We start from the raw sequence: 22,364 nt of genomic DNA on the forward strand, positions 1-22,364 counted from the left end.
AGAATAATACTTTATTCCATCTTCATGATTAACTCCTCCATTGAATTGTACTCTAATAAACCTTTAAAATCAGCAAACTCAATTATTCTTGAATCCTGCTCAACGGTCATTTTATCAATCATACTCTTTGTTGCCAAACCACTTACAAGAACACGACTATCAGTATTAACATGAACAAAAATGCAATTACTCACATGATCAGCACTAAATTTTGGTAACGAATTGCCCGCGAATAAAACTAAATTCAGAGTCTTATTTTCGAAAACGTACTTTTTTCTGTTGTAATTTTTTTTAGTTCGTTTATCCCAATCAAATTTCCGCAGACCAATAAGATTCTCAAAAGCATATTCTGAAAATATATCTTCTCTTAACCGACTATAATATAGCTGCCCTTCCATTCTGTCCCTTAATTTGCCCATATCAGGCAATTCAAGATGCTTTAGTGCTATTGATTGAATATTAGCTTCTATATATTTAGGGATATTTACTCTTTTAAAATAAACTAATTGATTTAAAAGTACTTTATTCATCTTGGCAAAATTCAATATATGTATTCTTTTTCATTAATTATTTTCCTGCAAATGATATCATAAAACCATACAAATTTGCTTAGCTATTCGCTCAATTAAGCTTGTCGTAACCGAATTACCTGCCTGCATATACAAATTACTGTTTGCTAGCTTGGGCAAGATATAATCATGAACAGGATAGCCTTGAAATGCAAAGCATTCTTTTGGAGTTAGTTTTCGTATTCCAAAATCATCTTTAATAAGCGGCACATTATGTCCGCCGGTACCCATATTTGCAGTTAAAGTCGGACAAACATTATTTTTATTTTCTCTTACATAAACCCTTCGCCATTGATAAACGGTATCTTTCGATATCATTGATCTCTCCAATTCCGGGTAATATTTATGACCCTTTTTGTAATAATAAATATCATCCTGCTTCCCTTTTTCTATAAAATCATGAATGGTCTTTGTTAATTTAATCTCTTCGGGAAATTCAAAATTCAAATAATTTTCAACCTGATCAGGATCAAAAGCTACAATAAAAATCCGCTCTCTGTTTTGAGGAACATTTGCATGTGTTGCCGAATTTAAAACTTTGTGAAATACTTTATATCCTAACTTTACTTCTAATGTTTCAAGAATTACTTTAAACGTATTTCCTTTATCGTGAGAGACCAAATTTTTAACATTTTCCAGAAAAACAACCTTAGGCTGATGCCTTTCAATGATTTGTTCCACATCAAAAAATAAAGTCCCCCGTGTATCAGCAAAACCTTTTCGATTCCCGGCAATTGAAAATGCCTGACAAGGAAAGCCCGCACATAAAATATCAAATTGATCAGGAATGTAATTTTTATTTTTCCCGTTGGTTATATCTCCAAATGGAATTTCCCCAAAATTTGCCCGGTAAGTTTTTTTTGCTCCACTATTCCATTCACTGGTATAGATACATTTCCCTCCTGCATTTTGCAATGCAAGTCTAAACCCACCAATACCGGCAAAAAGATCAATAAATTTAAACTTGTAATTTTCAGGAGTTGGGAATGGCACATTTTCAACTTCAAGTAAGAGTTGTTGTAATGTATTTTCCAGCAATACAGGAGAATTATCGCTTTGCTGTTCGCATTCCAAAAAATTATTTAGAGCCAACAGAGCATCCTTTTCGTAGTGCTTTTTCACACCATTTTGATAATTATGCAGATAATGAGTTAAAACGGCTTTGTTTTCAGCCTCTTCAACAAGCTTTAGCTGGGATTTACCCCTCCCCAAATTATCTATACTTATTGTATGAATTGAACTCATTCTAATTTCCTCAATAATTTAGGGGGCAAGATACAAAAAAATAGTTGCTTTCAGACTGAAAACTCTTGACTCCAATGTTTCAATCACTTGCATAATCAATACTTTTAAATGATTAATTATTTTATGAATCTCTATTCTTCTGCTTAATATTTGACTGGTATTGCCTGCAACAACACATTAAAAACACTCCTTACCTCAGACATATAAAGCCTATTTGTGTTTTAATCAAAAAAGGCAACCAATTGGCTGCCCTTTCTCTTTTAATATTAAAAAAAACTAAAGTTTCACAATAACTCTCCCGCGACTCTTCTTTGCCAACATTAAATCAATATAAGTATCCAATTCTTCTAAAGATGATTCAATAACCTGCTCTTTGTTGCTGTAAACATTCCAATCAGAAGCCAACTTGTTCCAAACTTTTTGGCGCAATTCCATTGGGCAATTCTGAGAATCAATACCAATTAAACTAATGCCGTTTAGAATGAATGGATAAACCGTCATTGCCAAATCTCCTGAGCCAACATTACCACAACAGGTCACATTTCCCAATGGTTTGCAAGCTTTAAGAAGTGTATGCAAAGTATTTCCACCAATAACATCAATGGCTCCTGCCCAAAGTGGCTTCAATAATGGTCTTCCCGATTGATCATCGGTAATTTCACTACTAATGCGATTAGCAACACCTAATTCGTGTAATTCATCTTCACCACCACTTTTTTCGAAAGTCGCTGCAATTACTTCAAAGCCTAAACTAACCAATATACTAATAGCAATACTACCCACTCCACCTAAGGCTCCTGTAACAACTACCGGTCCCATTTTTGAAGTTTGTCCTGCCGACAACAAGCTATACACCGATAAAGCAGCCGTAAATCCAGCAGTTCCATAAATCATGGCTTGTTTAAAGTCCAATTCTTTTGGCAATGCCACAACCCAAGCCTCCGGCACACGAATGTATTCTGCAAAACCACCATCGGTGTTCATACCCAAATCGTAGCTGGTTACAATTACTTCATCGCCGGCTTTAAACCTTTCACCCGATGAATATTCCACAACTCCTGCCGCATCAATGCCCGGTGTATGCGGATATTTTCGAGTCACTCCTTTATTTCCAGATACCGAAAGTGCATCTTTAAAATTCAAAGAAGAATACTTCACTCTCACAATTACCTCTCCTTCCGGAAGATCTTCAATTTTCCGTTTTTCAATCCTTCTGATGAATTTACCCTCTTCTTCGTAAATTCGCAGTGCTTTAAATTCTCTTTTTGTATCCATATCTTATCCTGATTTAATTCTTATCTTGTACCAAAGCTACAAGCATTTTAATTACTAATCAAGAACTTACACTTTGGCAGGCTACTAACAATTTGTTCGGAATTGCTGATTATCAACACGTAAAAACTTTTTTATTTTGAAAAAAGGAGATTGTCCAATAGATACATTTATCAATTTCGTTAAAGGAAAACGAAAAGCAACCATCATTTTGCATCTGATACAAGGAACCAAGCGATACAACGAATTGGTGAAACTTTTGCCCGATATCAGCGACCGAATGCTTAGCAAAAACCTAAAAGAATTGGAAGAAGATGGTTTGGTGATCCGTAAGGTTTACCCTGAAGTTCCGCCAAAAGTGGAATACAGCCTTACCGATTTGGGAAAAGAGATTCATCCTATTTTAAAAGCCATGTTTTTAGGTGGAAGGATGTTCGAAAAATTAATGAAATAAGAAAGGCAACCAAACGATTGCCTTTCTCTTTGTATATTTATTCAGTTATCGTTTCGAAATTAATTCTACAATTTTCAGAATTACTTCTACCGATTTTTCCATTGATTCTACCGGAACGTATTCGAATCTTCCGTGGAAATTATGTCCGCCGGCAAATATATTCGGACAAGGTAAACCCATATAGGAAAGGCGACTTCCATCAGTTCCTCCACGAATTGGAATGATCATTGGCTCAACTCCTACTTGCTTCATTGCTTCTTCAGCAATATCAACAATGTATTTCACCGGCTCAATTTTTTCACGCATGTTGTAATACTGATTGGTTATTTCCAGACTTACACTTCCCTCACCATATTTCTCACAAAACTCATCACAAAGAGATTGTACAAATTGTTTTCTCCCTTCATACTTCTTCATTTCAAAATCGCGGATAATGTATTGAAGGTTTGAATTCTCAACATTTCCCGCCATCGAAATTAAATGGTAAAAGCCTTCGTAACCTTCTGTTTTGTCGGGCACTTCATTTTCAGGTAAACGTGTCAGAAATTCATTGGCAATCAACATCGAGTTAATCATTTTGTCTTTCGCCATTCCTGGATGAACATTACGGCCCTGAAAGCTGATTTTTGCAAATGCAGCATTAAAATTCTCATACTGCAACTCGCCAATTTCACCACCATCAAGCGTATAAGCAAACTCAGCTCCAAACTTCTTCACATTAAAGAAATCAGCCCCTTTTCCAATTTCTTCATCAGGCGTAAAGCCAACATGAACAGGACCGTGTTTAATTTCAGGATGTTTGGTAAGATATTCTATCGCAGTCATGATCTCTGCAACACCCGCTTTATCATCCGCCCCCAACAGCGTTATGCCATTCGTTGTTATTATCGTTTGACCTTTGTATTTTTTCAATTCCGGAAAATCAGCAACTTTCATTACGATATTCTTTTCTTCATTCAAAACAATATCTTCGCCATTGTAGTTTTCCCAAAACTGAGGCTTCACATGTTTTCCTGAAAAATCAGGACTTGTATCCATATGAGCTACAAAACCTACGGCAGGAACTTCATGATCCAAATTGGAAGGAAGAACTGCCATAATGTATCCGTTCTCGTCAAGACTAATATTTTCCAATCCCATCTCTTCCAATTCCCGGGTCAATTCTTTTGCCAAAAACATTTGTCCGGGTGTGCTGGGAGTTAACCCGGTTTCGGTATCCGATTGGGTATCGAATTTTACGTATCGTATAAATTTTTCTATTACGGCACTCATATCTGGTGTTTATAATTAAAAATACACAAATAAAGCTTCCCAAAACTTTTTGGCGAAGCGTTGCAATATTACTAAAATGATGTTTGAAAATGAATTTGATTCAGGTTTTCTTATTGCGAATCTTAACTGTTATACATCATCGGATTTAAACTGAAAACCCAATCGTTTACCCGTTGGTATTCTTGCATTCTGAATTTTCTCGAACATCTGTCCTACTGACATGATCTTCACATTATCGTATGGAGGAACCAATAAATCGAAATTCAAAGAATAATTAATGGCAGTTTCCACAATGTTTCGCAGGTTATCATGATCTGCAGTAGAAACCGATAAATCCGTTTGCAGCAAACCCAATTGTCTTTTCCCCTCAACAATGTAATGCTTTTCTCTGTTGATAAAAATCCGGGCAACCAAATATCCTAAATCCTCATATCGAGTATATTTAAAAGAATCTGCCAAAAAATTATAGACATTAATAATGCCTGAATAAGCATTGTCAGGATCTGTTTTCACGTAAGCTTGCTTCCACACATTATGATCTCTGTTAAATTGAAAGACATTGGTATGCAAACTAAAAACTAAAATATCAGATGCAATTTTAATTTGGTATTCAAATTCTCCTTTGTCTTCAAAAGATAAAAGTATATTTTCATCGACCTCGCCTAATTCTGAATTATACTCTTCAATTAAATTTTTAACTACAACCCGTAATTCCTCAAATATTTCCTTGGTATTTTTATAAACAATTTGTTTTAATGAAGCTTTGTCCATAATTGTTGAGAGTATAGCAGCTTTTGTGTTTAAGATATTCATTGTATTATTGTTTAAAATTGAAAAGTAAATATACAAAAAAACAGTCATCAGATACCTGATGACTGTTTGATAATATTTACATTTAACTTTTCTTAATTAATAGGATTTTGCAAATACCACCCGTTGCTTAGAAGGCTTACCGGTTACCATACAAAAACCTTCTTCACCATCTCCTTCGAAAGGAATACAGCGAATAGTTGCTTTAGTCTCTGTTTGAATTTTCTCTTCTGTTTCGGCTGTACCATCCCAGTGAGCAAGGAAAAATCCGGTTTTACTTTCCAAAAGTTCTTTAAACTCTTCGTAAGTATCTACTTTTGTCGTTTTTTCCGCTCTAAAATCTAATGCTTTCTGGAAAATACTATTCTGAATTTCTTCCATTAAATTTTCAATCAAATCTTCTACACCTTCAATAGAAACTGTTTCTTTTGTTAGGGTATCACGACGGGCCAACTCAATGGTTCCATTCTCCAAATCGCGGGCACCAATTGCCAAACGAACAGGTACACCCTTTAATTCGTATTCGGCAAATTTCCATCCCGGCTTGCGATTATCGCTATCATCGAATTTAACTGAAATGCCTTTGGCTTTTAGTTTTGCAACAATAGGATTTATAGTTTCTGATATTTTTTCCAGCTCTTCAGCTTTTCGGTAAATGGGTACAATCACAACCTGAATTGGCGCCAGTTTTGGAGGTAGTACCAAGCCATTATCATCGGAGTGAGCCATAACTAAAGCACCCATTAAACGGGTTGAAACACCCCATGAAGTTGCCCAAACATAATCCTCTTTGCCTTCTTTGTTAGTAAATTTCACATCAAATGCTTTTGCAAAATTCTGTCCCAAAAAGTGAGATGTTCCTGCTTGAAGAGCTTTACCATCCTGCATTAAGGCTTCAATACAATAAGTATCCAATGCTCCTGCAAAACGCTCAGATTCTGTTTTATGTCCCTTTAACACAGGAACAGACATCCATTTTTCAGCAAATTCACCGTAAATATCAACCATTTGTTTGGTCTCGATCAATGCCTCTTCTTTGGTTGCATGTGCCGTATGGCCTTCTTGCCATAGAAATTCTGATGTACGCAAAAATAAACGGGTCCGCATTTCCCAACGCATAACATTCGCCCACTGATTACAAAGAATTGGTAAGTCGCGGTACGATTGAATCCAGTTTTTATAAGTACTCCAAATAATCGTTTCAGAAGTAGGCCGAATAATTAACTCTTCCTCCAATTTCGCTTCAGGATCAACAATCACTCCTTTTCCGTTCGGATCATTTTTCAAACGGTAATGAGTTACCACTGCACATTCCTTTGCAAAACCTTCCACATGATCAGCTTCCTTACTCAAAAATGATTTAGGAATTAAAAGAGGAAAATATGCATTTTGATGACCTGTCTCCTTGAACATTTTATCCAATTGAGCCTGTATCTTTTCCCAAATAGCATAGCCATAAGGTTTAATAATCATACATCCCCTTACCGGAGAGTTTTCTGCTAAATCTGCCTTGATCACCAAGTCATTATACCATTGCGAGTAATTTTCGCTTCTACTGGTTAAAACTTTTGCCATTATATATCGTTTTGGTATGGTATTTGCTACTTTTATGGTAGTTATAATTCCTTACAAAAGTAAAAAATAATCTTAGATAATTCATTATTGGAGGACAAGCGATGAAAACCTATTTAAAAATTCTACTCGTTACAGCATTCTTTGCAACCAGTTGCTCCCCATCTTATGTGGGAACAGCGGTTTACGAAGACGATTTGTATTACAATCCTAATCAGGCTCCTTTATTAGTTCAAAAAGTTGAAGCCAATTCCCCTGCTGTTCAAAAGAGCAATTCTTTAGCTCCGTCAACTGCAACACAATCATCAACAAAAACCAATCCAAACATGGAATCGGAAGCTCTTGATGATCGTAATTTTGATGCATTACAACAAAAATACACTGAAATATTAAATGATGAGTCAATTGGTAGTGTCGACACAGTGATTTACGAAGGTGATTCAGGTTATTACTTAGGTGGATTTTCTGGTTCAGAACGGGATCAGGAAGAAGCTCAACGTTTACGAGACATGTATCCTCAGGGATTTGGTTACTACGATAACAGTGGTTACAATACCGCCATGTGGCTGGCCGGAGATCCTGACTGGAATGTTTACGTAGACGGAAACAATGTATGGTGGACACCAACATGGACAAATTACCGCTTTTACAATGGATATAATTACTCCACAATGAGATACGGCAATCTGTTTGCTTACAACTATCCATACGGAAACTATGGCTATAATTCCTATTGGGGATTTAACATGGGCTTTGGCGACAGCTGGTATTGGGATTTGAATTTCGGCTGGGGATTCTCAAATCACTACTACGGAAGCTACTATCCATACTATGGACACTATGGACACTATGGTTATTATGGGCATCATGGATATTATGGCCACCACGGATATCATAATTATGCCTCTTCAACTTATGATGGAAAAAGAAGATCAAATAATTATAAGGCAGGAACTGCAACTAATGCAAGTGCCTCCAGACGAACAAACGCAAGTGCGGCATCGGCGTCAACCCGAAGATCTGCTGCTTCAAGCACGAAAGCTGGTACTGTAAGTACAAGCAGAAGATCAACAAGCTCAGTTGCCAATGATATCAGAAGGAGTAATGCCGCGGCTCGTTACAGCTCAGGCAATGGAAATTCTTACGGAACAAGAAGAACTGTATTAAATGGCACATCAGGCAGAAGATCTACTTATGGAACTACTCCTGCAACAAGGACAAATACCAGAAGTAATTATTCCAACGGGAATATCAATCAAAATAGAAACAGTTATTCTAATACCCGTAGAAGTTCGTCACCAAGTTATAATAAGCCACAAACGAATACACGACCTTCTTATAACCGATCTTCAAATTCGAACAAATCAAATTATTCAAAATCGTCAACAAGATCGTCTTATTCTAAAGTGAATAATAATTCGTCCAGACCATCATACAGATCAGGTTCTTCTAAATCCAATTCTGGTTACAGCAACAGCGGAACCAGAAGATCATCTGGATCGTCAGGATCGTCGGTTCGTTCCTCTAGAAGCAGCTCCAGATCATCAAGCGGAAGTTCGAATTCAAGCAATTCAGGAAGCACCAGAAGAAGATAAAAAAAATATTCACCGGAATATCGTTCTCCAAATTCCGGTGAATATAAACAAAACCTATAGTAACATATTTACGATCACCCTATATCTGATATAACTTTTCAGTTTACTCTCTTTAGATTGAATAGTTGCAATTTTTAATCAGGATAACACAGGACATTTTAAAATACTTTTTTATGAAACGATATACTTTTTTGCTCATTTTGTCCCTAATTGCAGGAACTACCTATTCTCAGAGTGTAGATAATGCTCTTAAATATTCGAGACAAGAATTTAGTGGAACTGCACGTTCAGCCGCCATGGGCGGTGCTTTTGGTGCTTTAGGTGGCGACTTTTCAAGTCTAAGCATTAACCCTGCAGGTATTGGTGTTTACAGAAGTTCTGAATTTACGTTCACTCCTTCGATTGAATATACTAAATCGAAAAACAGTGGATTTTCAGAGGATAAATACAGCTTTACAATGGGAAATGTTGGCTATGTAGCAAGCTACATTCCAAGAATAGCACCTGAGAAAGGATGGCAAAATTTCAACTTTGGAATTGGCTACAACCGAATTGCAAATTTCAATCGTGAAGGATATTTATTCAATTTAAATTCAGGAACTTCATTGCTTGATAAGTGGGCAGATTTGGCCGCCGGCAACTCTCCGGACAACCTATACTCTTTTGAAGAAAAACTTGCTTACGATACTTATCTTATCAACAATGATGATGAGTTGAATTATCAATCTGTTCTTTTCGGTAATGATCGTATGGATCAGCAAAAACGAATTGACGAGAAAGGATACATTGGCGAATATGTATTATCATTTGGAGCAAATTATGGGCACAAGCTATATTTAGGTGCAACTGTTGGAATTCAAGATCTATACCACAAATCAACAACCTCTTATTCAGAATTTTCCCTTGCTGATAACATTACATCATTAAATGAATTTACCTTTAATGAATATATGACAACATCTGGTGTCGGTGTTAATTTTAAATTTGGAGCGATCTATAAAATAACGAACAGTTTAAGAGTAGGTGCGGCAATTCATACTCCTACATTTTATAATCTTGACGAAACCTACGATACATCAGTAAGTTCAGAATTTGATCCAAATATTCCTGATGCATTTCCTGAAGACGGAGATGCATATCATGCCTACGAGTCGGAGTTTGTATCAAGAACCAGTTACGATCTTGAAACTCCGTTTAGAACAATTCTTAGTGCAGCTTACCTGTTTGGTCAGAAAGGTGTACTTAGCATTGATTACGAAATGATTGATTACTCTAATGCCGAATTTAACGATAGTGATGCAGGTGATTTAATGAACGAAAATCAAGACATTGCTAACTCGTACCGTTCAACTTCTAATTTAAGAATTGGTGCCGAATACCGCCTTACTCCTAATATAAGTATACGCGGTGGATACGCTAAAATCGGAGATCCTTACAAAAATTTTAATATTGATGAGGGGTTTGACACCTACTCAGCCGGTTTCGGAATTAAACAAAACAACTTCTTCTTCGATATGGCTTACCAGTACAAAGAATACAATGAAGATTTTGTTCTCTACTCAGGCAGTAATGATATCGTTCGTTTAAACAATACAAACCATCAGGTTCGAATGACCTTTGGATTCAAATTTTAAGAACATTACTACTATAAAAAGGAGATTGCTATAATGGCAATATCTTTTTTATTGCAAAAAAATGGCTGAGACAATTGTCTCAGCCATCTTGTAATCCAACAATTGGATTTTATAAGATCATCCCGGCAGCAACCGTTTCATTGGTTCCTTCATCAATAAGAATAAAACTTCCCGTTAAACGGTTCTTTTTATACGAATCGAAAAACAATGGTTTTGCTGCTTTAAAAGACACGCATGCAATATCGTTTAATCCAACCACCTTATCATCTGTCACTTCATCCAAGGTATCAACATTTACTTTAAACTTCACATCACGAATCATACATCGGGTTTCGTTGGTGGTGTGCTTAATTGTATATTTTCCACGAGGCATCATAGCCCGTTCATTCATCCAGCAAAGCATTGCCTCAAATTCCTGACTAACATTCGGTACATTATTCGCGTCAACAATCATATCTCCTCTTGAAATATCAATATTGTCACTTAATCGTAATGTTACTGATTGAGGAGTAAAAGCAACCTCTTGTTCTCCGGTAAAAGAATCAATAGCCTCAATGGTAGTTTCAATTCCCGAAGGTAAAATCCGAACCTTATCGCCAGGATGAAAAACACCACTTGCTACCCTTCCGGCATATCCACGATAATCGTGAAAATCATCTGATTGGGGACGAATCACATACTGAACGGGTAATCTTGAATCTCCGTGATTACGATCATCAACGATTTTAATATTTTCCAGAAGATCCAATAATGGAGTACCGGAATACCAATCCATTTTAGTTGATGCATCCACCACATTATCACCCAATTTTGCCGAGATAGGAATAAAACGAACATCTTTAATGTTCAATTTATCAACAATCGTTTTTTGGTAATCAGACTTAATTCTATCATAAGTCTCCTGTGAATAGTCAACCAAATCCATTTTATTGATACACACAATAATATGTGGTATTTGCAGTAAATTGGCAATGTATGAATGACGAAGTGTCTGTTCAATTACACCATTACGTGCATCCACCAAAATTAATGCAGCATTCGCAGTAGACGCACCTGTAACCATGTTTCGGGTATACTGAATGTGTCCTGGAGTATCGGCAATAATAAATTTACGTTTTGGCGTTGCAAAATAACGATATGCAACATCTATGGTTATTCCTTGTTCACGTTCAGCTCTTAAGCCGTCTGTCAGCAAAGCAAGGTCGACTTCTTCATCACCTCTTTTTTTACTGCTGATTTCGATAGCTTCCATTTGATCTTCGAAAATGGCTTTACTATCATATAATAATCTTCCAATAAGGGTACTCTTACCGTCATCAACACTTCCTGCAGTGGTGAATCGTAAAAGCTCCATATCTAAATATCCTGCTGATTTCTCTGACATATCTGTATTTTTCTCTTAGCCTCCAGCTTCAAGCTTTTAGCCTCACATTCAATTTTTAAAAATATCCTTCTTTCTTACGATCTTCCATCGCAGCTTCCGACCTTCTGTCATCGGCTCTTGTTCCACGCTCGGTTGTTCTTGTAGCAGCAACTTCTTCGATAATTTCTTCTAAAGAATGTGCCTCCGATTCAACAGCTCCGGTACAGGTAGCATCTCCAATGGTACGGAATCTAACGATTCTTTTCTCTGTCTTTTCTCCTGGACGCATCGGTATGCAATCACTTTTAGCCAAAAGAGTTCCATTTCTTTGAAACACTTCACGTTCGTGGGAAAAATACAGATTAGGAATTTCAATATTTTCAAGATAGATGTATTGCCACACATCCATTTCAGTCCAATTCGAAATAGGAAATACTCTAAAATGTTCTCCAATGTGTTTCTTCCCGTTAAAAAGGTTCCACAATTCAGGACGCTGATTTTTTGGATCCCACTGACCGAACTCATCTCTATGAGAGAAAAAACGTTCTTTAGCTCTTGCTTTCTCCTCATCGCGACGACCACCGCCCATTGCACAATCTACTTTTAAATCTTCGATACCATCCAAGAGTGTAACTGTTTGCAACTTATTTCTACTGGCATTAAATCCAGTTTCTTCTGCAACTTTTCCCTGATCAATAGAATCCTGAACGTAACGCACAATAATACGGGTTCCTGTTTTCTCCATCAGCATATCTCTAAACTCGATGGTTTCTGTAAAATTATGTCCCGTATCAATATGCATCATTGGGAAAGGCACCTTTGCAGGAGCAAAAGCCTTACGAGCCAAGTGAAACATGATAATAGAATCTTTTCCTCCGGAAAATAACATGACCGGATTTTCAAATTGAGCAGCAACTTCACGAATCACAAAAATAGATTCAGCTTCCAGTTCTCTTAAATGATTAATATTGTATTCCTTCATTCGAAAATATTTTATTTGCTTTCTAACAGACTATTTATTGAAACAGTCATTTACAATAAAGTCTACTTAGTTTTCAACTTCACTAATTTCTTATTAACCGAGGTAAAATTGCATTTACAACTTTTTCTACCGACTCCTCAGGCGTCATTTCAGAGGTTTTGATTTCCAAAAAAGGATTCTCAGGTGCTTCAAAAGGTGAATCAAGGCCAGTGAAATTTTTAATTTCTCCATTTCTGGCTTTCTTGTACAATCCTTTTACATCTCTCTCTTCACATACTTTATAAGATGCATTTACATACACCTCTAAAAAATCTTCTTTCCCAACTATTTCCTTTGCTACATCCCTAATATCAATAGTAGGACTCACAAAACAATTAATTGTAATGATACCACAATTCAAAAATAACTTAGACACCTCGGCAATTCGCCTGATATTTTCAGTCCTGTCTTCTTCCGAAAAGCCTAAATTTTTATTGATTCCTGTTCGGATGTTATCTCCATCAAGAATCTGGGTTAAAAAACCCCTCTTCTCAAGTTCCTTCTCCAATCCGATAGCAATAGTGGTTTTACCTGATCCGGAAAGTCCAGTCATCCAAATAACCTTAGAATTCTGATTTAAAACCCCCTCTTTATCTTCCCTTCCTAAAATCCGATCAAACACAGGATGGATATTTGTTGCCTTTGTGGTCATTAACTATTTTTTGTTTTGCTATTTTCTTACAATTCTGATTTTTGAAAAGTAAGGGCAAATGTACATATTATCAGTAGATTTTAAAAATCTACGCATTTTTCAATTCATGATTTTCTGCAAAAAAAAATCCGGATTTTTCAATCCGGATTCAAAAGATAATATTTAGCTTTTTATTATTCTTTACAATCACAAGGATTAAAACTCTTATTATATTGACTCATAGCCCTATAACTCATACCCATACTTGAGAAACCTCCGTCATGAAATAAATTCTGCATGGTAACTTTCTTTGTCAGATCTGAGAATAAAGTGATGCAATAATTCGCACATTCTTCAGCAGTAGCATTTCCAAGAGGCGACATTCGTTCCGAGAAATCAATTAATGAATCGAATCCTTTAACTCCGCTGCCGGCAGTAGTCATTGTTGGTGATTGCGAAATAGTATTAATACGCACACTTTTTTCACGTCCGTAGATGTAACCAAAACTTCTGGCGATTGATTCCAACATCGATTTAGCATCAGCCATATCGTTGTATTCGTACATTGTTCTTTGCGCAGCGGCATAAGATAAAGCAACTACTGATCCCCACTCAGCCATTGCATCAAGCTTCTTTGCTGTTTGCAATACTTTGTGAAATGAAATAGCCGAAATATCCAATGTTTTTTTCAAGTACTCGTAGTTCAATTCATCGTAAGCAAGTCCTTTACGAACATTTGGCGACATACCGATTGAATGAAGAACGAAGTCAATCTTACCACCTAAAATCTCCATTGATTTTGTAAACAACACTTCCAAGTCCTCAGGACTTGTAGCATCAGCAGGAATTACCTGAGCATTACATTTTTTAGCCAATTCATCAATTGTACCCATTCGGATGGAAACAAGAGTATTTGTTAAAACAATCTCAGCTCCTTCTGCCACGGCAAGTTCTGCAACTTTCCATGCAATAGACATTTCATTCAAGGCACCAAAAATAATCCCTCTTTTTCCTTTTAATAAATTATACGACATACTTAGTAATTATCATTTTTTTCAGCTTCAAAGATAACACATTAAATTAAGAATGATCCTAAATAAGCTCATTAATTAAGACTGAATAAATTCTTTAATTCAATCAGATATGAAATAATCAATTAGATAACAACACTTTAGCATTATCCAAAGCTGCCTGAGTGAGGTCAGCTCCGCTTAGCATTTTAGCAAGCTCTTCTATTCGGCTTTGCTGGTCGAGAAGTACAATATTTGAATAGGTTTCCAGCTCATCATCTGCCTTATAAACCTTATAGTGATTTTTTCCTTTTCCTGCTATCTGAGGAAGGTGAGTAATACTGATTACCTGAATATTTTCTGCCATTTTATTCATCATAGTCCCCATTTTAGCTGCAATTTCACCGGAAACTCCCGTGTCAATTTCATCAAAAACGATGGATGGCAATGCTGTCGACGAAGATATTAAATACTTGATACTCAACATGAGTCGGGACAACTCTCCCCCTGAAGCAACTCTTTGCACTTCCTCTAACTGACCATTCTTATTGGCACTGAACAGAAAACTCAAATAATCGCATCCCAAATACTGAAAATCTTCTTTAATTTGTGTAGAGATCTTAAAGTTTGCATTGGGAATTCCGAGCTGAACCAGCTGCGAAACGATTGTTTTCTCAATAGCAGGAATTACCTTTACCCTACTATCTGTAAGCTTTTTAGCTGATTTAAGAACCAATTCTTCCTGCGCTTTTAATTGCTTCTTCAAATCTTCAATGAAATCATCACCAGAAACAATTTTATCCACCTTTTGTATCAATTCTTCCCGTATTTGAATTAGTTCTTCACCAGAATTCACATGATGTTTCTGTTGCAGGGAATAAACAGCATCTAATTTCTGATTTAAAAATTCAATTCTTGAAGGATCCAATTCAACAGACTCATTGCTTCGATCCAATTCTTGCGCAAGATCATTCAATTCGATATATGCACTCTCCAATCGTTCAAAAAAACTTTCAGCATCCGGAAATACGTTTTTGATTTGAGCTACTGCATTCCGCGCCTCTTTCAACTGCGTAACAATCGGGAATTCACCTTCCGACAGATTTTCATACGCTTTAACCAAACCCGACTTAATCTCCTCGGCATGAGTCAGAGTTTCCAACTCAGCTTCCATTTCAACTTGTTCACCGGCAACTAATTTTGCCTCAAGCAATTGTTCCAACTGAAACTGAAAATAATCCAAATCAGCCTTTTCCTTGGCAGCCAATTCTTCTTGTTTACGCAACTCCTGCTTTAGCTTTTGGAATTTATCAAAACACTCCTGATACTTTTTTAAGATCTCCGAATTGCCTGCATAAGTATCTACAATTCCAACCTGATATTCGAAACTTCCAATCACCAAATTCTGATTTTGGCTGTGCACATCAATCAGGCGCAAACCCAACTCTTTTAAAATTTTTACACTTACTGGCGAATCGTTTACAAAAGCCCGGCTCTTACCATTAGGAAGTATTTCTCTTCGCAGCAGCGTTTCCTTTTCGTAATCCAATTCGTTGTCAGCAAAAAACTTCTCTAATTGATACCGTTCAATCGAAAATGAACTTTCGATTATGCACTTTTGTTCTTTATCCTTAAGTACATTCACCTCAGCTCTTTGACCTAAAACCAAGGATAAGGCTCCTAAAAGTATTGACTTACCAGAACCTGTTTCTCCCGTTATTACTGAGAAACCATCTGAAAATTCAATATCCAGCTTTGTAATTAAAGCATAATTCTGAATTGATATGGATTGAAGCATAGGAATCTAAAAAATGATCATGGTAACTCGGCAAAACAAGCTTATTCCTAAAATAGAATTACTTCTCTTTTTGCCCTATTATTTTATTGTATTTTGAAATATTGGCAGGATCAATTTCGCTGAGTATATTAAAAACCCTTTTCTTTTCATCCGTAAAGGATTCTGAAAAAATATTTACCAACTCATCGGCTTTTGCATCAAAAAATATTTGAAGAATAAATGATCCTGGTTTTGCTCTATATGCTTTCTGAAGTAATCGTAAACTTTCTGCTATTTCGGCTCTCGATTCAGTTAAACGCTCTGCCATATTATCCAACCCTAAACGATGGTAGCGATAAAGACACTCTCGAACTGGACTATAAGCATTGTTTAATATGTTCTCGACCAACCAATATCTGTTTTTCCTACTTTCGAAAGCCTTCCAACCTTTTACATTTGAATTTTGCATCTTATTTACAATCTCCTCGGCTTTTGCGTAATAAACACTCCCGCCATCCATCGAATAAGTATCGTAATCCAAACCTAAAACAATATAAGCATAGTACGATAACAATGCAGTTAAGCTAGTAGGTGTAGTTGCCTCGTTGAACTCTAAAGTTTGATACTCTACGTACTTGAACTGAACATCATCATCCTTAAAATTCAGCAATACACTATTGTAAGAAGAATTAAATATTGGTCGGCTAACCTGAACCTGAACGGTGCCCTTAAACTCATCAGCCGATATTTGATTGGTTAAATTAATTAGAATTGTACATTCAATTCTCTCATCATAACTATAAACGTGATCTGTCCATCGGGTAGTATTCATAAACTCGTAAACCGCAGTCTGAAGCGTTCTAAATACCTGCTTATTGGTTCCCTGGATTTGCTGACTCACAATCTGAACATTACACCTTAACTCCTGAGAATACAAAGGAATGGAGATGATAAAAGCAAATAGCAATACAATGAGTTTTCGCATAATTCGATTTCAAAAGTTACCAGCTAAAGTTAAAAATTTAAACGGAAGTGAACCAATATTTATTCTTCATAATATGCAATCAATTCATTAACGATATCTTTTGCCACCTCTGCTTTACTTTTCAATCCGTATTTTTTACACTCCCCACTCTTATTTATTATCGTTATCTTATTGGTATCGTACTGAAAACCGGCACCTTTATCATTCAATGAATTAAGAACAACGAAATCCAGATTTTTCTTCTCCAACTTCAATTTGGCATTGGTTTCTTCATCGTTTGTTTCCAATGCAAAACCAACCAAAAATTGATTTATTGTTTTAATGCCGCCCAAAGATGCTGCAATATCCTTTGTAGGAGTAAGCTCTATGGTATAATTTTCCTTTCCTCTTTTCACCTTGGTATTTTCGGTTGTTACAGGTGTAAAGTCAGCCACTGCAGCGGTCATAATTCCCCCATCACAAGATGGAAATGCCCGTAACGATGCCTCGTACATTTCCTGAGCGGAAACAACATCAATACGTTTAATATTTGGATTTTGAGTAGTTAGTGAGGTAGGTCCGCTTACCAGAACAACCCGAGCTCCCTGGGAAGCTAATTCTTCGGCTATTGAAAAGCCCATTTTCCCGGATGAAAAATTACCAATAAAGCGCACAGGATCAATCTTTTCGTAAGTTGGTCCTGTGGTAATTAAAATCTTCTTATTGCTTAGTTTTTTTTTTTAGATTCGAAAAATTCGATAATTTTCTTAACGATAATTTCCGGTTCTTCCATTCTTCCCTTTCCGTAAAGTCCGCTTGCCAATTCACCACTCGAAGGTTCTATAAACAGATCGCCGTAGGATCTTAAAATTTCCATATTCCGCAATGTGGCAGGATGCTTAAACATATCCAAATCCATTGCAGGTGTATGAATAACCGGACACTTGGCTGAAAGATAAGTTGTTAAAAGCAAATTATCACAAATACCATTCGCCATTTTAGCCATTGTATTGGCTGTAGTTGGTGCAACAATCAATAAATCTGCCCAAATACCTAAATCTACATGACTATTCCATGATCCATCATCATGCTTAAAGAAATCTGATAATACGGTATTTTTGGATAAGGTGGCCATGGTTACAGGAGAAATAAACTCCTTTGCATAGGTAGTCATGATCACTTTTACATTTGCTCCTTCTTTCACCAATAAACGCACTAAAGAAGCCGCTTTATAAGCAGCAATACTTGCGGTAACTCCAAGAATAATGTTTTTATCTTTTAACATAAATCAGACTTAAAAATAAAAAGTTCCCTTTTGCTGCAAAGGGAACTAATAAACTATTTTGTAATTAATCTTCTGTTTGTACCTCTTTTGCAGGATTTCTGTAATAGATTTCTCCATTAATAAATTCTTCAACCGCGATTAATGATGGCTTTGGCAATCTCTCGTAATATTTAGAGATTTCAATTTGCTCGCGATTTTCAAAAACCTCTTCCAAGTTATCTGTATAAGATGCAAACTCCTGCAACTTCTTATTCAGTTCACTTTTCAGTTCAACAGCAATCTGATTAGAACGTTTTGCCATAATCACCACAGATTCGTAAACATTACCCACTTCTTCACTTAACTCAGTCATGTTACGGGTAATTGTAGAACTTGCTGCATTTGTTTTCTTGTAATCCATACTATAAAAGAATTAGATCTATTTTAAATATTCGTATTAAACTTACTCAAGTAGGCTTCTATACCTTCAATCATTTTTTCAGCACGCTTTCGATACTTACTTTCAGGGAATTCATCAACAAAAGAAAAATATTCTTCCTTTGCGAGATTGTATCTTTCTCTTTTTTTGTCTTCAACACTTAATAGGGCCAATTCATATCGAGATTCCAACAACATAAACATTAAATCTTCCCGATAAGAAGAACCAGGGTAATCTTTCAATCCATTTTGCAAGGAAACAATTGCTGCAGGAAAATGTTCTCTGTCATAATAATTTCTTGCACTTAGGAATGATTTCAGCACCAGCTTATCCTGCATCTCATCAATATAATCGTTGCATTTTGGAATTCGGGTAGAATTCGGATAGCGGTTAATGTATAATTGAAAAGCATCAATCGCATCTTTTGTTGATGTCTGATCCAATCTTGGTTTTGGTGACTCCAAATAGTAGCAATATGCACTCATATACAAACTCTCTTCTGAATATGGACTATCCGGAAATGTTTTCAGGAAATTCCTGAAGAAATACCCCGCAGAAATATAATCTCCCGAACCATACGAACAGTAAGAAATATAGTAGCTGATTGTTTCCGCCTTACTTGTTCCCCTATAAATTGGTAACAACTCCTCAAAAAGAGTTGACGCTTTTACATATTCTTCTGCATTATAGTATTCAACAGCCTTCTTATATTTCAAAGGATTATCGTTACTCTTAAGAAGTTTTTGATACTCACTGCATCCACCTAAAACAAAGGCGAACAGTAAAAAAACATAAACAATTTTTCTCATAGGTATAGCTACTCTATTTTTTTGCATTTTGCAAAGATATATTTTTCAAGCGAAAAATAGGATACTTTCCACTCATATTATACAATTCTTTATAATTTATTGCTAAAATTCCAAAAAACATTACTTTTGCACAGTTGCAATTAAAACATTTCAAAAAAAGCATAGACTGTGGATATATTTGACAAAGTTACCTCAAAAAAAGGAAATCTAGGGCAATACGCTAAGCAAGCTCATGGATATTTTGCATTTCCTAAATTGGAAGGCGAAATTGGATCAAGAATGAAATTTCGAGGAAAAGAGGTTTTAACATGGAGTTTGAATAACTATATCGGATTGGCAAATCACCCTGAAGTAAGAAAAGAAGATGCTGAAGCTGCTGCAAGATGGGGATTAGCCTATCCAATGGGAGCTCGTATGATGTCCGGACAAACAAGCCGTCATGAAGAGTTAGAAGCTCAATTGGCTGATTTTGTTGGAAAACCAGATGCATTCCTTCTTAATTTTGGATATCAAGGTATGGTTTCTATTATTGATTCTCTTGTTGGTCGTCATGATGTGATTGTTTACGATTCTGAATCGCATGCATGTATCATGGATGGTTTGAGACTTCATGTTGGAAAACGCTTCGTTTATCCTCATAACGATATGGATAATCTTCGTAAAGAATTAGACAGAGCCACTAAATGGACTGAAAAAACAGGTGGTGGTATTCTTGTAATTACTGAAGGTGTGTTTGGAATGGCTGGTGACCTTGGTAAATTAGATGAAATTTGTGCCCTTAAGGATGATTTCAATTTCCGTTTACTAGTTGATGATGCTCATGGTTTTGGTGTGATGGGAAAAACCGGTGCTGGTTCTATTGAGCATTTCGGTGTTGAAGATAAAGTAGATTTGCATTTCAGTACTTTCGCAAAAGCAATGGCTGGTATCGGTGCTTTTATCGCCTGCAGCGAAGAAGTTGGTACTTACCTAAGATACACAATGAGATCTCAGATTTTTGCAAAATCATTGCCAATGCCTATTGTGGAAGGATCTATTAAGCGTTTGGAACTTTTGAAAAACTCTCCTGAATTGCGTGAGAAACTTTGGAACGTAACCAATGCTCTGCAAACTGGTTTAACTAAAGCCGGATTAAACATTGGCGTAACAGAATCTCCTGTAACACCAGTTTATTTATCGGGTAGTGTGGCTGAAGGAACTCAGGTAACTATGGATTTAAGAGAGAATTACAATATTTTCTGTTCTATCGTTGTTTATCCTGTAATTCCCAAAGGACAATTACTTCTTAGATTAATTCCTACTGCAATGCACACCATAGAAGATGTTGAGTACACTGTTAACGCATTTAAAGAAGTTGCTAAGAAATTGAGCGAAGGAAAATACAGCAATGAGAAATTTGCTGATATTTTTAATCAATAGCATACTAAACAATACAAGCAAAACGACATTCGAAAGGATGTCGTTTTTTTTTGCGTAAAAAAAATACCCGACTAACAAGTAATCGGGTAATCTATATCTAACAAAATTTGCATTTATTCTCTTTCAGAAATAAATCTCTCAGCATCCATAGCTGCCATACATCCTGAACCTGCTGAAGTAATTGCCTGACGGTAGTGAGGATCTTTTAAATCTCCTGCTGCAAACACTCCGGGAACATTTGTTTTGGTCGAATCCGGTTCAGTCAATACATATCCTTGCTCATCGGTTTTTAAATACTTACTAAATATCTTTGAATTAGGTGTGTGCCCGATTGCGACAAAATAACCATCTATTTTGATGTCCACTTCTGTCTCATCGGCCTCTCCCATTCGTTTTATCAACTTAGCCCCCTGCACTACACCGTCGCCATAAAGCTCTTTGGTATTGTGCTCATAAAGAACTTCAATATTTTCTGTTCGGGCAACACGATCCTGCATAGCCTTAGAAGCTCTTAAATAATTTTTACGTACAATTAAATATACTTTCCTGCACAATCCAGCCAGATAAGTTGCTTCTTCTGCCGCCGTATCGCCACCTCCAACTACTGCAACATCCAATCCACGGTAAAAGAAACCATCGCAGGTTGCACAAGCTGAAACTCCCGAGCCCATATATTTTTCTTCGGTTGGAAAACCTAAATATTTAGCGGTAGCACCCGTTGCCAAAATAACTGTCTCTGCCATGATAACTTTCTTTCCGTCAACAATTACCTTGTGAGGATAAATAGAAAAGTCTACTTCGGTTACTAACCCCCAACGACAATCTGTACCAAATCTTTCTGCTTGTTTTTTTAAATCAGCCATCATAACCGGGCCGGTAACTCCATCTGCATATCCGGGAAAATTATCAACCTCTGTTGTTGTTGTCAATTGTCCTCCGGGTTGCAAACCTTCAATTAAAACAGGATTCAAATTTGCTCTTGCGGCGTAAATTGCTGCAGTATATCCGGCAGGACCAGATCCAACAATCAGACATTTTACATTTTCCATATCCCCTTCAGGTGTAGAAGGATTGGTATCCTTCAGATTCATTGACTTAAATTCCATATATGTTAATTATTCTGTTTCTAAATAAGTTTTCGAGTAGCAAATCTACAAAATATCCAGATAACTACAAGTGTGTTTATTCATAGAAAAAGTAGATGTTCACATCAATTAACTCGAATCTTTCAGCTGTTTTCATTT

At 36.4% G+C, this 22,364-nt stretch carries 21 protein-coding genes; 4 read left to right on the forward strand and 17 right to left on the reverse strand.

All coding sequences use genetic code 11. The features are described from left to right. Positions 1-11: 11 nt before the first annotated feature. From ACHZAX_RS14625 to ACHZAX_RS14635, 3 genes are all read right to left on the reverse strand, one after another. Positions 12-530: a hypothetical protein gene (locus ACHZAX_RS14625; RefSeq protein WP_320019655.1), complete on the reverse strand. Its 519-nt coding sequence runs from the start codon at positions 528-530 to the stop codon at positions 12-14. A 57-nt stretch (positions 531-587) separates the two neighbouring features. Next, positions 588-1,814: a DNA cytosine methyltransferase gene (dcm, locus tag ACHZAX_RS14630; RefSeq protein ID WP_320019656.1), complete on the reverse strand. Its 1,227-nt coding sequence runs from the start codon at positions 1,812-1,814 to the stop codon at positions 588-590. Positions 1,815-2,090: 276 nt separating this feature from the next. Continuing rightward, positions 2,091-3,089 (reverse strand): YhdH/YhfP family quinone oxidoreductase, encoded by a 999-nt coding sequence (locus tag ACHZAX_RS14635; RefSeq protein WP_320019657.1) that lies wholly within the window; start codon positions 3,087-3,089, stop codon positions 2,091-2,093. A gap of 136 nt (positions 3,090-3,225) precedes the next feature. Here ACHZAX_RS14635 and ACHZAX_RS14640 point away from each other — a divergent pair, with 136 nt between their 5' ends. Then, a complete protein-coding gene (locus ACHZAX_RS14640) occupies positions 3,226-3,540 on the forward strand; it encodes a winged helix-turn-helix transcriptional regulator (RefSeq protein WP_101310549.1) in 315 nt (104 codons plus the stop codon). A gap of 45 nt (positions 3,541-3,585) precedes the next feature. Here the strand turns inward: ACHZAX_RS14640 and pepT are convergent, their stop codons facing one another. The 3 genes from pepT to proS all read right to left on the reverse strand — a co-directional run bounded on the left by pepT (position 3,586) and on the right by proS (position 7,197). Continuing rightward, entirely contained in the window at positions 3,586-4,812 is a 1,227-nt protein-coding gene (gene pepT / locus ACHZAX_RS14645) for a peptidase T (protein WP_320019658.1), read from the reverse strand. A 129-nt stretch (positions 4,813-4,941) separates the two neighbouring features. After that, positions 4,942-5,625, reverse strand: a complete 684-nt coding sequence (locus ACHZAX_RS14650; RefSeq protein ID WP_101310547.1) for a hypothetical protein — start codon at positions 5,623-5,625, stop codon at positions 4,942-4,944. A gap of 96 nt (positions 5,626-5,721) precedes the next feature. Beyond that, on the reverse strand, positions 5,722-7,197 hold the full coding sequence (gene proS, locus ACHZAX_RS14655; protein ID WP_320019659.1) for a proline--tRNA ligase: 1,476 nt from the start codon (positions 7,195-7,197) through the stop codon (positions 5,722-5,724). Between the two features lie 101 nt (positions 7,198-7,298). Here proS and ACHZAX_RS14660 point away from each other — a divergent pair, with 101 nt between their 5' ends. Then, on the forward strand, positions 7,299-8,789 hold the full coding sequence (locus ACHZAX_RS14660; RefSeq protein ID WP_320019660.1) for a hypothetical protein: 1,491 nt from the start codon (positions 7,299-7,301) through the stop codon (positions 8,787-8,789). A gap of 173 nt (positions 8,790-8,962) precedes the next feature. Further along, the gene (locus ACHZAX_RS14665; RefSeq protein ID WP_320019661.1) at positions 8,963-10,423 is read left to right on the forward strand and encodes an OmpP1/FadL family transporter; all 1,461 of its coding nucleotides are present in this window, start codon (positions 8,963-8,965) and stop codon (positions 10,421-10,423) included. A 109-nt stretch (positions 10,424-10,532) separates the two neighbouring features. On the opposite strand, the gene ACHZAX_RS14670 is transcribed toward ACHZAX_RS14665, so the two are convergent. From ACHZAX_RS14670 to ACHZAX_RS14715, 10 genes are all read right to left on the reverse strand, one after another. Beyond that, entirely contained in the window at positions 10,533-11,807 is a 1,275-nt protein-coding gene (locus tag ACHZAX_RS14670) for a sulfate adenylyltransferase subunit 1 (RefSeq protein WP_320019662.1), read from the reverse strand. A 55-nt stretch (positions 11,808-11,862) separates the two neighbouring features. After that, positions 11,863-12,768, reverse strand: coding sequence for a sulfate adenylyltransferase subunit CysD (gene cysD, locus ACHZAX_RS14675; RefSeq protein WP_320019663.1), 906 nt, complete (start codon positions 12,766-12,768; stop codon positions 11,863-11,865). Between the two features lie 82 nt (positions 12,769-12,850). Further along, a complete protein-coding gene (gene cysC, locus ACHZAX_RS14680; RefSeq protein WP_320019664.1) occupies positions 12,851-13,459 on the reverse strand; it encodes an adenylyl-sulfate kinase in 609 nt (202 codons plus the stop codon). A 173-nt stretch (positions 13,460-13,632) separates the two neighbouring features. Next, the gene (locus ACHZAX_RS14685) at positions 13,633-14,472 is read right to left on the reverse strand and encodes an enoyl-ACP reductase FabI (protein WP_101310539.1); all 840 of its coding nucleotides are present in this window, start codon (positions 14,470-14,472) and stop codon (positions 13,633-13,635) included. A 118-nt stretch (positions 14,473-14,590) separates the two neighbouring features. Then, on the reverse strand, positions 14,591-16,246 hold the full coding sequence (recN, locus tag ACHZAX_RS14690) for a DNA repair protein RecN (protein ID WP_320019665.1): 1,656 nt from the start codon (positions 16,244-16,246) through the stop codon (positions 14,591-14,593). 58 nt (positions 16,247-16,304) lie between these two features. Beyond that, positions 16,305-17,210: a type IX secretion system protein PorD gene (gene porD / locus ACHZAX_RS14695; RefSeq protein ID WP_101310537.1), complete on the reverse strand. Its 906-nt coding sequence runs from the start codon at positions 17,208-17,210 to the stop codon at positions 16,305-16,307. Positions 17,211-17,269: 59 nt separating this feature from the next. After that, positions 17,270-17,905: a phosphopantothenoylcysteine decarboxylase gene (locus tag ACHZAX_RS14700; RefSeq protein WP_320020427.1), complete on the reverse strand. Its 636-nt coding sequence runs from the start codon at positions 17,903-17,905 to the stop codon at positions 17,270-17,272. 11 nt (positions 17,906-17,916) lie between these two features. Further along, on the reverse strand, positions 17,917-18,474 hold the full coding sequence (locus ACHZAX_RS14705) for a flavoprotein (protein WP_225441296.1): 558 nt from the start codon (positions 18,472-18,474) through the stop codon (positions 17,917-17,919). A 64-nt stretch (positions 18,475-18,538) separates the two neighbouring features. Next, the gene (locus tag ACHZAX_RS14710; RefSeq protein WP_101310536.1) at positions 18,539-18,874 is read right to left on the reverse strand and encodes a DNA-directed RNA polymerase subunit omega; all 336 of its coding nucleotides are present in this window, start codon (positions 18,872-18,874) and stop codon (positions 18,539-18,541) included. A 23-nt stretch (positions 18,875-18,897) separates the two neighbouring features. Next, complete coding sequence (locus tag ACHZAX_RS14715) at positions 18,898-19,728, reverse strand: outer membrane protein assembly factor BamD (RefSeq protein ID WP_394698276.1); 831 nt, start codon at positions 19,726-19,728, stop codon at positions 18,898-18,900. Positions 19,729-19,869: 141 nt separating this feature from the next. Between ACHZAX_RS14715 and ACHZAX_RS14720 the strand changes: the two genes are divergently transcribed. Further along, on the forward strand, positions 19,870-21,120 hold the full coding sequence (locus tag ACHZAX_RS14720) for an aminotransferase class I/II-fold pyridoxal phosphate-dependent enzyme (RefSeq protein WP_320019667.1): 1,251 nt from the start codon (positions 19,870-19,872) through the stop codon (positions 21,118-21,120). A gap of 113 nt (positions 21,121-21,233) precedes the next feature. Here the strand turns inward: ACHZAX_RS14720 and trxB are convergent, their stop codons facing one another. Further along, complete coding sequence (gene trxB, locus ACHZAX_RS14725) at positions 21,234-22,226, reverse strand: thioredoxin-disulfide reductase (RefSeq protein WP_320019668.1); 993 nt, start codon at positions 22,224-22,226, stop codon at positions 21,234-21,236. Positions 22,227-22,364 lie beyond the last annotated feature (138 nt).

This window comes from Labilibaculum manganireducens, from assembly GCF_963665805.2.
GTDB lineage: Bacteria > Bacteroidota > Bacteroidia > Bacteroidales > Marinifilaceae > Labilibaculum > Labilibaculum manganireducens.

What these genes read in the sequence shown, in the direction of transcription:
- ACHZAX_RS14625 (WP_320019655.1), bottom strand. Translation starts at nt 530, where the DNA reads ATGAATAAAGTACTTTTAAATCAATTAGTTTATTTTAAAAGAGTAAAT.
- dcm (WP_320019656.1), bottom strand. Translation starts at nt 1,814, where the DNA reads ATGAGTTCAATTCATACAATAAGTATAGATAATTTGGGGAGGGGTAAA.
- ACHZAX_RS14635 (WP_320019657.1), bottom strand. Translation starts at nt 3,089, where the DNA reads ATGGATACAAAAAGAGAATTTAAAGCACTGCGAATTTACGAAGAAGAG.
- pepT (WP_320019658.1), bottom strand. Translation starts at nt 4,812, where the DNA reads ATGAGTGCCGTAATAGAAAAATTTATACGATACGTAAAATTCGATACC.
- ACHZAX_RS14650 (WP_101310547.1), bottom strand. Translation starts at nt 5,625, where the DNA reads ATGAATATCTTAAACACAAAAGCTGCTATACTCTCAACAATTATGGAC.
- proS (WP_320019659.1), bottom strand. Translation starts at nt 7,197, where the DNA reads ATGGCAAAAGTTTTAACCAGTAGAAGCGAAAATTACTCGCAATGGTAT.
- ACHZAX_RS14660 (WP_320019660.1), top strand. Translation starts at nt 7,299, where the DNA reads ATGAAAACCTATTTAAAAATTCTACTCGTTACAGCATTCTTTGCAACC.
- ACHZAX_RS14665 (WP_320019661.1), top strand. Translation starts at nt 8,963, where the DNA reads ATGAAACGATATACTTTTTTGCTCATTTTGTCCCTAATTGCAGGAACT.
- ACHZAX_RS14670 (WP_320019662.1), bottom strand. Translation starts at nt 11,807, where the DNA reads ATGTCAGAGAAATCAGCAGGATATTTAGATATGGAGCTTTTACGATTC.
- cysD (WP_320019663.1), bottom strand. Translation starts at nt 12,768, where the DNA reads ATGAAGGAATACAATATTAATCATTTAAGAGAACTGGAAGCTGAATCT.
- cysC (WP_320019664.1), bottom strand. Translation starts at nt 13,459, where the DNA reads ATGACCACAAAGGCAACAAATATCCATCCTGTGTTTGATCGGATTTTA.
- ACHZAX_RS14685 (WP_101310539.1), bottom strand. Translation starts at nt 14,472, where the DNA reads ATGTCGTATAATTTATTAAAAGGAAAAAGAGGGATTATTTTTGGTGCC.
- recN (WP_320019665.1), bottom strand. Translation starts at nt 16,246, where the DNA reads ATGCTTCAATCCATATCAATTCAGAATTATGCTTTAATTACAAAGCTG.
- porD (WP_101310537.1), bottom strand. Translation starts at nt 17,210, where the DNA reads ATGCGAAAACTCATTGTATTGCTATTTGCTTTTATCATCTCCATTCCT.
- ACHZAX_RS14705 (WP_225441296.1), bottom strand. Translation starts at nt 18,474, where the DNA reads ATGTTAAAAGATAAAAACATTATTCTTGGAGTTACCGCAAGTATTGCT.
- ACHZAX_RS14710 (WP_101310536.1), bottom strand. Translation starts at nt 18,874, where the DNA reads ATGGATTACAAGAAAACAAATGCAGCAAGTTCTACAATTACCCGTAAC.
- ACHZAX_RS14715 (WP_394698276.1), bottom strand. Translation starts at nt 19,728, where the DNA reads ATGCAAAAAAATAGAGTAGCTATACCTATGAGAAAAATTGTTTATGTT.
- trxB (WP_320019668.1), bottom strand. Translation starts at nt 22,226, where the DNA reads ATGGAATTTAAGTCAATGAATCTGAAGGATACCAATCCTTCTACACCT.